The organism is Marinobacter sp. NP-4(2019), assembly GCF_003994855.1.
GTDB lineage: Bacteria > Pseudomonadota > Gammaproteobacteria > Pseudomonadales > Oleiphilaceae > Marinobacter.
In genome coordinates this window covers 1,531,624-1,544,609 of record NZ_CP034142.1, presented here as the reverse complement: position 1 = coordinate 1,544,609, position 12,986 = coordinate 1,531,624, and the positions used below count along the sequence as shown (strand labels likewise).

Genomic DNA, 12,986 nt, shown 5'->3' with positions numbered 1-12,986 from the left:
CCGGCTGTTCCCGCTTTGCGGTGAACAACCGTGGTTTGAGGATCACAACTCGAGTGGATTAACTGCCGCTGGAAACGCCCAATGGTCGGAACCCTGTATTCACTGGAAGTACAGCCCAAGCTCCCCAAGCAAATTGAGCGGCTGGAAGAGCTTGCCGGCAACCTGTTTTACAGTTGGGACCGTCAGGTCCGGAGCCTGTTTTTCCGTCTCGATCCGGCCTTGTGGGAGAGCTGCGGCCACAACCCGAAACTCTTCCTGCGCTGGGTGGACCAGGCCAAACTGGATGCCGCCGCCAATGACCGGATCTACGTCCAGGACCTCCAACGGACCCTGGCCACGTTCGATGCCTACCTGAACGAACAACCCGGCAAGGAAGCTCGCAACTACCTGGACCCGGATCAGGACCTTGTCGCTTATTTCTGCGCCGAGTTTGGTCTCCATGAGAGCCTGCCCATTTATTCCGGTGGGCTTGGAATCCTCGCGGGCGACCACTGCAAAGCAGCCAGCGACCTTAGCCTGCCCTTTGTCGCCATCGGCATTCTCTATCGCGAAGGCTATTTCCACCAGACCATCGACTGCAACGGCAAACAGGTGGTCCAGTTCCAGCAGAACCGTTTCAGCGACCTGCCCATCGTACCGGCCACCGATCCGCAGGGCGAAGAGATGCGGGTGACCATCCAGTTTCACGGCCGCGGAATCCAGCTGAGGGTCTGGCGCACCATGTGCGGCCATATCCCCATATACCTGCTGGACAGTGACCTGCCGGAGAACTCCGATCAGGACCGCCGCATTACCCATCACCTCTATACCGGCAACCAGCACACCCGGCTGCTGCAGGAAATCATCCTGGGTATCGGCGGCGTGCGGATTATCCGGGCCCTCAAGCTGAAGCCCACGGCCTGGCATATCAATGAGGGGCATGCGGCTTTCATGATCCTGGAACGCTGTCGCGAGTGGATCCGCGAGGGCCTCGGGTTCAACGAAGCCCTGGAAATGGTGGCCAGCAACACCCTGTTCACGACCCATACCCCGGTGTCGGCAGGACACGACGTCTTCGATCCACAATGGATAGAAGAGGCGTTCAGGGACTATTCCGCGGAGCTCAATGTTCCGATGCCGGATATCCTCAAGCTGGGCAAGAGTCCGGATGCCGGGGAACGCTTCAACATGACCGCCCTGGCTCTCCGGGGTTCCAGCTACCACAACGGTGTCAGCCGTATCCATGGCAGCGTCGCGGCCCGAATGGAGAGTTACATCTGGCCACAGGTTCCGCCCACGGAGAACTCTGTGGGCTATGTCACCAACGGCATACATGTGCCCACCTTCCTGGCCAAGGAATGGGTCAACCTGTTCGACCTGCAGTTTGGTGGCGGCTGGCACAACAAACTGCTCGACGCCGAATTCTGGCAACAGATCGACAACATCCCCAATCACAGTTTCTGGAGCGTCCGTCAAACTCTGAAATCCAGGCTCGCCGAGGATGTCCTCAACCGGATAAGCCTACAGATGCACCGCAATGGCTGCAGCGAAGCGCAACTCGCCCATGTCACCCGTTTCCTGAAACCCCGGGAAACCGACCTGCTGATGCTCGGCTTCGCCCGCCGGTTTGCCACCTACAAACGGGCAACGCTGATCTTTGCCGACCTGGAACGGCTCAAGAAACTGCTGAACAATCCGGAATACCCTGTGGTGATCTTCTTTGCAGGCAAGGCACACCCTGAAGACGAACCGGCACAGCGCCTGATCAAGCAGATCTTCGACTACGCCATGCTGCCGGAGTTCGCCGGCCGGATCTTCCTGTTGGAGGACTACGACATGGCACTGGCCCGCAAGCTGGTTACCGGCGTGGATGTCTGGCTCAACACACCCCAGGCCCCGCTGGAGGCCTGCGGAACATCCGGGCAGAAGGCTGGTATCAACGGCGCTCTCAATGTCAGCGTCCTCGATGGCTGGTGGGATGAGGGATTCAACGGCGAGAATGGCTGGGCCATCCGGCCCCATGGACAGGAGTTCGACCACGGTTTCCGTGACCGCGCCGAAGCCGAGGAGTTACTGGACATTCTCGAACACCAGGTCATTCCGCTTTACTACCAGCGCAACACCCACGGCTACTCGGAGAACTGGGTGCTCAAGTCCAAGGAAGCCATGAAGTCCCTGATACCTCACTACACAGCCCAACGCATGGTGCTGGACTATACTCGTCAGTTCTACGCACCCGCAATCCAGCACGCCAGGGAGCTGCAGCAGGAGGACTGCCGGGGTGTCCGGGAACTCACGCGCTGGAAGCGGCAGATCATCGAGGCCTGGCCACGGGTGAGCGCACGCCGCATCGACCGGAGCCCCCAGGAGATCATTGCAGGCAGCACCTTGAACCTGGAAGTGCGGGTGCAACTGGCCGACCTGGCCGAGAGCGACATCCGGGTCGAATGCTTGGTGGGCACCTGTGACAAACAGGGCGAGCTGCATACGCATAGCAGCTATTTCCTGGATTTTTGCGATAAAGGCGAGAATGGTGAGGCCAGATTCTGTATGGAGCTGGACCCACCCCTGCCGGGTCTGCAATTCTATCAATTACGCATCTACCCCTTTCATCGGCTACTGGCCCATGAATTCGAGATGGGACGGATGCTATGGCTTTGATGACTTCCTCTAAGCGGGAAGCAGGAGGCAACAATGAACAAATGGGTATTGGTGGCAGATAGCAGCCGGGCACGCGTTTTCCAGATGCCGCAACCCAGGGGCGACCTGGAGGAACTGACCACCATGGTCAACCCGGCGGCCCGCCTGAAAGAGCACGATCTGGTATCGGACAGCCCCGGCGCCCACGGTGACGGGGCCATGGCGGGAAGGCATCGCATGCCGCAGAAAAACACTGCCAGATCGATCGCCAACAGGGAGTTCGCCCGGGAAATCGCGCAATGGCTGCGGCAGGCTCATAACGAAAACCGGTTCGATGCGCTGGTCATTGTGGCTGCACCGCACTTCCTGGGGGAACTGCGGCCTGAGCTGGATGAGCAGGTCAGGCAGATGGTTACGGAGGAAATGAGTCTGGATATTACCCGGGCCAGCCCCTCCGAAATTGCCGCAACACTGGCCCGTCACCAGTAGACAACAAACCGGACCTCCGGCCCCGGAGGTCCGGTTCACTATCGCGTGCCATTACTCCAGTGCGGCCTTCAGGACCGTATCCACATGCTCCGCCAGAATGAATGACAGACTGTCCCTGACCGACTGGGGCAGATCGTCCAGGTCCTTCTCATTCCGCTTTGGCAGAATCACCGTTTTCAAACCCGCCCGATGGGCGGCCAGCACCTTGTCCTTGATGCCGCCAACGGGCAACACCAGGCCCCGCAGAGTGACTTCCCCCGTCATACCCACATCGTGACGGACCGGTCGTTGAGTCAACAATGAGACCAGCGCCGTCACCAGGGTGACGCCGGCGGATGGACCGTCCTTGGGGATGGCCCCGGCGGGGATGTGGATGTGGATATCGGTCTGTTCGTAGAACTGGGGATCGATGCCCAGGCTTTCGGCCTGGGAACGGACATAGCTCAGGGCCGCCTGCGCCGATTCGCGCATGACATCCCCCAACTGTCCGGTAATGGTCAACCCCTTTTTCCCCGGCATGGCACTGGCTTCAACGAACAGGATGTCGCCCCCCACCGCCGTCACCGCCAGGCCAGTGGCAACTCCGGGAAGCTCCACTCGTGCAGCCAGGTCGTAGAAGAACATCGGCTTGCCCAGCAACTCCACCAGCACTGTTTCATCGACCGCCAGAGACTTCGCACCCTGTTCGGCGATGCGACCAACCGCCTTACGGCAGATGGCGCCGATACGGCGGTCCAGGCTGCGTACCCCGGCCTCGCGAGTATACTCACGTATGAGCTTGAGCATGGCCCCATCGCTGATACTCAATTCCTCTGGCCGCAGGGCGTTTTCCCGCCGTTGCCGTGGCACCAGGTAACGCTGCGCAATGTTGAGCTTCTCCTCATCGGTGTACCCCGGCAGGCTAATCACCTCCAGCCGGTCCCGCAGCGGCCCCGGAATACTGTCCAGGACATTGGCGGTGGCGATGAACATCAACTGGCTCAGGTCGAACGCCACTTCCAGGTAGTGGTCGCGGAAATCCCGGTTCTGCTCTGGGTCCAGCACCTCGAGCAAGGCCGAGGCAGGATCGCCCCGCCAGTCAGCGCCCAGCTTGTCCACCTCGTCCAGCAGCAGTACCGCGTTCCGGGAGCCAACATCCCGGAGCGCCTTGATAAAACGTCCCGGCATGGCGCCAACGTAGGTGCGGCGGTGTCCGCGAATCTCGGCTTCATCACGAATACCCCCGAGGCTGATACGATGCAGTTTTCGCCCCAATGCACGGGCAATGGAGTGTCCCAGCGACGTCTTGCCGATCCCCGGCGGGCCGACAAAACACAGGATGGCTCCCTCCCGTTCCCTGCGCAGCAGGTGATTACCTCCAGTATCCGCCGATTCGCCCGCTCGCTGCTGGCGGAGCTGGCGCACGGCCAGGAACTCCACGATCCGCTCTTTGATCTTATCCAGGCCATAATGGTCCTCATCCAGGATGGCCCTGGCCTGGTTGATGTCCAGGATGTCGGTGGTGACCGTGCTCCAGGGCAAGGTCGTCAGCCAGTCCAGGTAGGTCAGGATCACGCCGTATTCTGAAGACGCTTCCGGCAATCGCTCCAGTCTGGCCAGTTCCCGGTTCGCCTGTTCCCGCGCCTCCTCGGTCATGCCGCTGGCCTCGATCTTCTCCCGGTACTCCTCGACCTTGACCTGACTGCCCTCCTCTTCGCCCAGCTCCTTGCGAATCGCTTTCAACTGCTGGCGCAGGACATACTCCCGCTGCGCCTTCTCCATCGCCCCACGGGTCTCATCCTGGATCTTCTTGCCCAGCTCCATGACCTCGATTTCGTGGTGGATCATATCGATCAGCTTAAGCATCTTGGCGACGACATCCTCCTGCTCCAGAAGGTCCTGGGCCTCCTGAACATCCATCCGCATGCTGGAACTGATCAGGTAGGTCAGTTGCCGGTAGTCCTCGGTCTGGGCAACGGAATGCAGCAACTCATCCGGGAGGTAGGAGAGCGTGGTGACCAACCGGCTGAACTCCTGCACCAGACTATGGCGAACGGCTTCCGCTTCAACATCCCCTTTCTCGGGCTCGATATCCCCGAGCACTTCGATCCTGGCACTCAGGTAGTCCTTGTCGCCCAGCCACTCCAACACCCGGAACTTTTCCAGCCCCTGAAGGAGAACCTCCATTCGGTCCCTGCCCTGATTGACCACACGCAACACCTGGGCAACACAACCTGTTTCGTAAAGGTGCTCGGGCTGGGGTTCCTGGACCTTGGGATCCCGGTACGCAACGATGGCCACCAGGCAGTCATCGTCAACGGCCTGTTCCAGCAACCGCAGGGAACGGGGCTGCCCGACCACAATGGAGGTCACCGCATAGGGAAAGAGCACCATGTTGCGGACCGGCAATACCGGCAACGCCGACGGGATCGAAGCGGCCTTGCGCTGTTCCTGAACCGGCACCGGGTTGGCCTTGTTACCATTCTTGACATTCACATCGACCATCGCTGTTCACCCCCGTGACGAGCCTTTGCACCTGCTGCAAACCTGTGCACTTACTGCAAGGATATCCCCGTGAATTGCCAGCCTGGCTGACCTTGATCAGTCAGGTCCGGACAACTCAGGCTTCCATGACAGATCGCCAAGCCCGGAGCCGGGATTGCCCAGGAGCATAACCTGACCGCCTACCACAACGCTTTCCGCTGCCCCAGGGTGGTGGTATTTGCCTGATCTAAATCACCCCCCGCCACCACCTGTCTTCTAGACTGACACAATATCGGCGCCACAGAAGCAAAGTGGGTTGAAAGTGATGATTACCCATAACGAAGACATCGCAGCCCTGTTCGACCAATTAGCCAATATCCTGGAGATCGAAGACGCCAATCCGTTCCGGATCCGGGCCTATCGCAATGCCGCCCGGACCATCCGACAATTGCCCCAGGAGCTGTCGGAACTGGTTGAGCAGGGGGCAGACCTGAGCGAACTTCCCACCATCGGCAAGGATCTGGCCCGGAAGATCGTGGAAATCGTCCACACCGGCAACCTGCAGGCCCTGGAAAACGAGACCCGGAATGTTCCTCTGGCCCTGCTGCAACTGACCAGGTTACCGGGGCTGGGGCCAAAGCGGGTCAAAAGGCTGTTCCAGGAGCTGAACATAAAGTCCGAGGACGACCTGCGCAAGGCGGCGCAGGCTGGCAAGATCCATATCCTGCCTGGATTCGGCGAACAGACCGAGGCCCGTATCCTGGAAGCCATTGCGGCCCACGCCGGTGAGGAGCATCGCGTCTATCTCGACGTTGCCGAGCAAGTCGGCCGGCGCCTGCTCGATCGTATCCTGGGCATGCCGGGGGTCACCCGCGCCACCATCGCCGGAAGCTATCGCCGCCGCCGGGAAACGGTGGGTGATTTGGACATCCTGGTCACCTGCCAGGCCGGATCGCCGTTCATGGATCGCTTCACCAGCGATCCAGAAGTCCTGGAAGTGGTCTCCAGGGGCACGACCCGGTCGACCGTGATCCTGCATTCCGGGTTGCAGGTGGATCTCCGGGTACTGGCCGATGAGAACTATGGTTCCGGCCTGCACTACTTCACCGGCTCCAGAGCCCATAACATCGCCATCCGCAGGCGAGCCATCCGCATGGGCCTGAAAATCAACGAATACGGTGTGTTCAAAGGCGAGAAGCGGATCGCGGGCGAGACGGAGGAACAGGTTTTCAAGGCGGTGGGGCTGCCGTATATCGAGCCTGAACTGCGGGAGAACCGGGGTGAGATAGAGGCGGCACAACGCAAGGCCCTGCCACGGTTAGTAAAACAGGACCAGATACTTGGCGACCTCCACTGCCATAGCAAGGCGTCGGATGGTCACAATAGCCTGCGTGAAATGGCCCTCGCCGCCAAGGCCCTTGGCTATCGCTACCTTGCCATCACCGATCACAGTTCACGGCTGCGAATTGCCCACGGCCTTGATGCCAAGCGGCTGGCACGGCAACTGGACGAGATTGACCGGCTCAATGAGGAGTTCCAGGGATTCCAGCTACTGAAATCCTCAGAGGTGGACATCCTGGAGGACGGTTCCCTGGATCTGTCCGATGACATCCTGGAGCGACTGGACCTGACCGTCTGTTCCATCCACTTCAAGTTCGATTTGCCCGTGGAGCAGCAGACCGATCGCATCATCCGGGCAATGGATCACCCTGCTTTCAACATCCTCGGCCACCCCTCGGGCCGCTTGATCGGTGAACGCGAGCCCATCCGGCTCAATATGGAACGGCTGATGACCGCCGCCAGGGACCGGGGCTGTTTCCTGGAAGTGAACGGCCAGCCCAAGCGCCTTGACCTGACCGACACCTACTGCCGGATGGCGAAAGAGCTCGGTGTCAGGCTCGCGCTTGGCAGCGATGCCCATTCCACCGAACAACTGGATTACATGCACTTCTGCCTTGGGCAGGCCCGGCGAGGCTGGCTGGAACCCAGGGACGTCATTAACTGCCTTTCTCTGACCGACCTCAGGCGCTTACTGAAACGGGCCTAGATGATCCAGCCCGGTCCGCCAGTGCTGACTGGTAGACATCAAGGTATCCCTGGGCACTTTTCGTCCAACTGAAATCCTGGGCCATGGCGTTCTCGATCATTCCTGCCCACACGTTTGGCTGCCCATACAACCCCAGGGCCCGATCCACCGCCGTTATCAGTGCCACTGGCGTCGGTTCAGCAAACACCAGGCCGGTTGCGGTTCCGGCCTTCAGGTTGGCCAGGCTGGCATCCACCACGGTATCCGCCAGGCCACCCACACCATGGACGATGGGAATGGTACCGTAGCGCAGGCTGTAGATCTGATTCAGTCCGCAGGGTTCATACAGCGAGGGCATCAGGAACATGTCGGCACCCGCTTCGATACGATGGGCCAGGCGTTCATCGTAACCGGAAACAAACGCCAACTGGCGCGGATGACTGGCTGCTGCCTGTTGCAGGACCCGCTCAAACCGGGCTTCCCCCTTGCCCAGGATTACCAGTTGCAGGGACCGCCGGAGTAACTGTGGCAGGACGTCAATCAACAGCTCCAGCCCCTTCTGTTCCACCAGTCGGCCGACCAGACCCAGCAGGGGCTCATTGCTCTGGGACAGACCGATTTGCCGCTGCAGCTGACGTTTTGTCATGGCCTTTCCGGCCAGACTGCGGGAACTGAAATGATGGTCGAGACAGACATCCGTGGCCGGATTCCAGAGCGTGTAATCCGCCCCGTTCAGGATTCCCGCAAGCCGTCCCGAGCGATGACGCAGGAGTCCATCCAGGCCGCCGCCCTGCTCAGGCTCCAGGATCTCCCGGGCATAGGTGGGACTGACCGTGGTCAGGCGATCGCCGAATACCAGCCCGCCCTTAATGAACGATAGCTGGCCGTAGAATTCGAGGCCGTCCAACCCCCACAGCAACGGCGGCAACGCCAGCTCATGGAAGGTATCGTGGGGAAACAGTCCCTGATAGGCCAGGTTGTGAACAGTGAACACCGTTGCCGGGGGCGACGGCTCGTACTGGAGCAACGCCGGAACCAGCCCGGTTTGCCAATCGTTGCAATGCACCACATCCGGGCTCCAGGCAATGCCGCCGCGGCCGCAGGCCAGTTCCACCACGGCCCGGGCAAAGGCAGCGAAGCGCTGGGCATTGTCCGGCCAATCCTGGTTTTTCTCCGACAGGTAGGGGCCACCGTTGCGCTCAAACCACCTGGGCATATCAACCAACCAGACAGGAACATCGGTACCCGGAAGCACCCCTTCGATGATTCGTACCGACTCCCCCGACCCCGGCAAACTGAAGTCACTTACCCCCAACAGGCCCCCAACCGCTGGACCGCCGACCGGTAGGCCGGCAGTACCAGCCGTACATTCACTCCCAGGTGGTGCAACGCACTGGGAAGACTGGCGCTGACATCGCCGAGTCCCCCGGTCTTGGCGAGGGGGAAGGCTTCGCTGGTGGCGAACAGAACATTCGGCCTCATGACAGTCTCCGGTAGAAATACCGTGCCACCGGTTCCCAACGCTGCAGCATGCCTTCCATTATTTCCAGTTCAAGCCTGATGTTACCGCCACTGGCCAGACTGGTTTTCGCACTCCCAACGCCTGCATTTCGACTATTCGCAAAACGGCTCATAACACACCCTTGCGGGGAACCACACATCAGGCACTTGGCAACGTGAAAACCAGTCCGGCCAGTGGTGGTAACGTCAGGTTCAATGAGTTTTCCCATGCCATCCATGGAAGGGGATCCGCTTCCACTCCGCCCCGATTGCCGACGTTACTCCCGCCATAACAAGCGGCATCCGAGTTGAATGCTTCCCGGTAGAAACCCGCATGGGGTACTCCTATCCGATAGTTGTGGTGCACCACCGGGGTAAAGTTAAGGACGACGACGATCGTTTCGCCATCACACCGCCGCAGGAAGCTGAGGACAGACTGCTCGTGGTCATGACAATCGATCCACTGGAACCCACGCCAATCGGCGTCATACCGGTGCAGGGCGGGATGGTGCCGGTAGGTGCCATTGAGGTCGGTTACCAGCTGTTTTATCCCGGCATGGGCAGGGACCTCCAGCAGGTACCAGTCCAGTTCGCGGTCATGGTCCCACTCATTCCAGGATGCCAGCTCACTACCCATGAACAGGAGCTTCTTGCCAGGATGGGTGAACTGGTAGGTCAGTAGCAGGCGAAGGTTGGCAAACCGTTGCCAGTCGTCCCCTGGCATCTTGGCCAGAAGCGATCCCTTGCCATGGACCACCTCATCGTGGGACAGGGGCAGGACAAACCGTTCGGCAAAGGCGTAGACCATCGAGAAGGTCAGCTGGTCATGATGGAAACTGCGGTGCACCGGGTCCCTGCGCATATAGGACAGGGTGTCGTTCATCCAGCCCATGTTCCATTTCATGCTGAAACCCAACCCACCCAGATGGACCGGTTGTGTGATACTGGGCCAGGCCGTGGACTCTTCCGCCAGCACCAGTGTACCGGGGTGTTCCTCGTGCAGAACCGAATTCAGTTCCTGCAGGAAGGCAATCGCCTCAAGGTTCTCCCGCCCGCCATGAATGTTGGGCAGCCAGTTCCCGTCCTCACGACTATAGTCCAGGTAAAGCATCGAGGAGACGGCGTCAACCCGCAGGCCATCAAAATGGAACTCCTCCAGCCAGTACATGGCGCTGGCCACCAGGAAGTTCCGCACCTCGTTGCGACCGTAGTTGAAGATCAGGGTGTCCCAGTCGGGATGTTCACCACGGCGCGGATCGTCGTGTTCGTACAGCGGGCTGCCGTCAAACCGCGCCAGGCCATGCTCATCCCGCGGGAAGTGAGCGGGCACCCAGTCCAGGATCACTCCCAGGCCATGCTGGTGGCAGCAGTCGATCAGGTAACGCAGGTCATCGGCATCACCGAAACGCCCGGTTGGCGCAAAATATCCCAGGGATTGGTAGCCCCAGGAACCGTCGAAAGGATGTTCGGTCACCGGCATTAATTCAATGTGGGAAAATCCCAGGGACCGGACGTAAGGGGCCAGTTGATCGGCGAGTTCCCGATAACCGAGATAGCGGCCATCGGGCTTGCGGCGCCAGGACCCCGGATGCACCTCGTAGATACTGACCGGTTCGGCCTGCCAGTGGGTACCCTGCCGGGCATGCAGCCATGACTGGTCCCGCCATTGGTAGCTGGAGACAGCCGTCGTCACCGAAGCCGTTTCCGGCGCTGCCTGGCAGCGCCTGCCGTATGGGTCCGCCCGTAACAGGCAGTTGCCACCCTGACGGCTGACAAGCTCATACTTGTATAACTCCCCGGCACCAAGCCCGGGAATAAACAGCTCCCAGATCCCACTGTCACCGCGGCATCGCATGGGATGACAACGACCATCCCAGTGATTGAAATCTCCCACCACGCTGACCCGTTCCGCGTTCGGCGCCCAGGTCGCAAACAACATACCGTCAATACCATTGACCGTACGCGCATTGGCACCCAGAAAGCGGTAAGCATGCCGGTGTCGGCCCTGGTGAAACAGATGCAGGTCGAAATCGGCGATTTGAGGTGAAAAGGAATAAGGGTCGTACCAGGCCCGGTAAGCTCCCCGGTGATCGTAGCTGCAAAGCCGATAGGGCGGAACCACAACATCGGGAGCACCCTGCCATTGAAACAGGTCAGTGGTTCCCAGCCGTTCCATCGACAGTTCCTCCTCTGCACTGATGATACCGACCCTGGCAGCCGCCGGTACGAAGGCACGGATGATCGACTGTTCGGCAGACTGGTAGTAACCCAGCACGGCAAAGGGATCGTGATGGCGGGCCGTGACGATCCTGACCTGCTCCCGGGTCAGCTCACTGTCCAGCGTCTTCCCGTCCGGCTTTATGGATTGCTTGGTCTTGGCTGCAGGCATAGGTTCTTCGTCCCAGATTCAGATGTAGGTTCTTCATTCCCGATTTTGCTGCCTACATCTATAACCGATACGACCGACTCACTCGCTGACCTAGGTCAGACACCTGCCCGGGACAAGCTCCTATGGTGATTGATAGCTATCCATCATCAAAGGAGATTACGAGATGGTCCGCCCATCCTCACTGCATTACCTGACGTCCGCCAGCCCCTGCAATGTGTTGGCGCTGATACTGGCGGGTGGTCAGGGAACCCGGATGCAACACCTGACACGGCGATGCGCCAAACCGGCAGTGCCATTTGGCGGACGGTTCCGGAACATTGACTTCACCCTGTCCAATTGCGTGAACTCGCAGATCAGGCGAGTGGGTGTGCTGACCCAGTACCAGTCGCAGTCGGTGATCCAGCACATCCATAAGGGCTGGAACCTGTTTCACAGCGAACTGGGTGAATTCCTCGAGCTGCTACCGGCCCAAACCGGACAAGGGGACAACGGATACCGGGGCACCGCGGATGCGGTGTACCAGAACCTGGCGCTCCTCCGCAGACATTCGCCCGACTACACCCTGATCCTCGCCGGCGACCATATCTACACCATGGACTACCGGGAGATGATTTCCCACCACCTGCGGCGGGACGCCGACATGACCATTGCCTGCACCCAGGTACCGGTGCAGGAGGCCAGGAGTTTTGGTGTCATGGGCGTTGACGAGCAATGGCGCATACACAGCTTCCAGGAAAAACCCGAACGGCCAGCAGCCCTGCCCGGCGCCGGGAACCAGGCGCTGGTATCCATGGGCATTTACCTGTTCAACACCGATTTCCTGTGTGACCAGCTGTTGCTGGATGCATTCGATCCGACCTCGGGTCACGATTTCGGCCGGGACCTGATTCCGAAGATGATCAGGGACTATCAAATTTCAGCCTTTCCGTTCCGCGACAGACAGACCGGATCACCCTCCTACTGGCGCGATATCGGCACCGTTGAATCCTACTGGCAAGCCAACATGGACCTGTTGGGCGATCAACCGGACCTCGACCTGTACGACCGCAACTGGCCAATCCGAACCAGCCAGGACCAGTTGCCGCCAGCCAAGTTCATCGCCGGGACCGATGGCACCCAGGGTATTGCCATCGAGTCGATGGTGTCGCCCGGTTGCATCATCCGCGGCGCCGCGGTCCAGCGTTCCCTGTTGTTCCCGGATGTGGAAATCCAGGAAGGCTCCAGGGTGAATGCCAGCGTGATCCTGCCCGGAGCCGTCATCGGCCGGCAATGTTCCCTGGAACGGGTGATCGTCGAGCAGGATTGCGTTATCCCCGATGGCACACACATCGCACCACCCAGTGCCAATGTGCATGTACCGGGCGACCTGATGGGCCTCCAGCTAAAGGACTACCACCCGGCTCACTATTACGTGTCCCCCAATGGCGTCACCCTGGTGACGCGGGAAATGTTTGCCCATGAAGTCCCGCAGCTGCAGTACGCCTGAATTCAAGGGGATGC

The 12,986-nt window shown here is 60.0% G+C and carries 9 protein-coding genes; 4 read left to right on the top strand and 5 right to left on the bottom strand.

All coding sequences use genetic code 11. The features are described 5' to 3' along the window. The first annotated feature begins 81 nt into the window (after window positions 1–81). Window positions 82–2,640, top strand: coding sequence for an alpha-glucan family phosphorylase (gene glgP / locus EHN06_RS07065; RefSeq protein ID WP_127331469.1), 2,559 nt, complete (start codon window positions 82–84; stop codon window positions 2,638–2,640). 33 nt (window positions 2,641–2,673) lie between these two features. Next, the gene (locus EHN06_RS07060; RefSeq protein WP_127331467.1) at window positions 2,674–3,108 is read left to right on the top strand and encodes a host attachment protein; all 435 of its coding nucleotides are present in this window, start codon (window positions 2,674–2,676) and stop codon (window positions 3,106–3,108) included. A 51-nt stretch (window positions 3,109–3,159) separates the two neighbouring features. Here the strand turns inward: EHN06_RS07060 and lon are convergent, their stop codons facing one another. Then, window positions 3,160–5,592, bottom strand: coding sequence for an endopeptidase La (lon, locus tag EHN06_RS07055; protein ID WP_127331465.1), 2,433 nt, complete (start codon window positions 5,590–5,592; stop codon window positions 3,160–3,162). Between the two features lie 304 nt (window positions 5,593–5,896). On the opposite strand from lon, the gene polX reads away from it, so the two are divergent. Next, on the top strand, window positions 5,897–7,618 hold the full coding sequence (gene polX / locus EHN06_RS07050; protein ID WP_127331463.1) for a DNA polymerase/3'-5' exonuclease PolX: 1,722 nt from the start codon (window positions 5,897–5,899) through the stop codon (window positions 7,616–7,618). Here polX and glgA read toward each other — a convergent pair. From glgA to glgB, 4 genes are read right to left on the bottom strand one after another with little or no spacing between them, the layout of a single operon-like run. Continuing rightward, entirely contained in the window at window positions 7,593–8,852 is a 1,260-nt protein-coding gene (glgA, locus tag EHN06_RS07045) for a glycogen synthase GlgA (protein ID WP_416332550.1), read from the bottom strand. The genes polX and glgA overlap by 26 nt on opposite strands. Window positions 8,853–8,902: 50 nt before the next feature. Next, a complete protein-coding gene (locus tag EHN06_RS21750; RefSeq protein ID WP_416332543.1) occupies window positions 8,903–9,079 on the bottom strand; it encodes a glycogen/starch synthase in 177 nt (58 codons plus the stop codon). Continuing rightward, window positions 9,076–9,231 carry a hypothetical protein gene (locus EHN06_RS21135; protein ID WP_164735588.1) on the bottom strand — a complete coding sequence of 52 codons (156 nt, stop codon included), beginning with the start codon at window positions 9,229–9,231 and terminating at the stop codon, window positions 9,076–9,078. The genes EHN06_RS21750 and EHN06_RS21135 overlap by 4 nt, the downstream gene beginning before the upstream one ends. A 26-nt stretch (window positions 9,232–9,257) precedes the next feature. Beyond that, window positions 9,258–11,486, bottom strand: a complete 2,229-nt coding sequence (gene glgB / locus EHN06_RS07040) for a 1,4-alpha-glucan branching protein GlgB (RefSeq protein ID WP_127331461.1) — start codon at window positions 11,484–11,486, stop codon at window positions 9,258–9,260. Window positions 11,487–11,649: 163 nt separating this feature from the next. Between glgB and glgC the strand changes: the two genes are divergently transcribed. Continuing rightward, window positions 11,650–12,972, top strand: coding sequence for a glucose-1-phosphate adenylyltransferase (gene glgC, locus EHN06_RS07035; protein WP_127331459.1), 1,323 nt, complete (start codon window positions 11,650–11,652; stop codon window positions 12,970–12,972). Window positions 12,973–12,986: the final 14 nt, after the last annotated feature.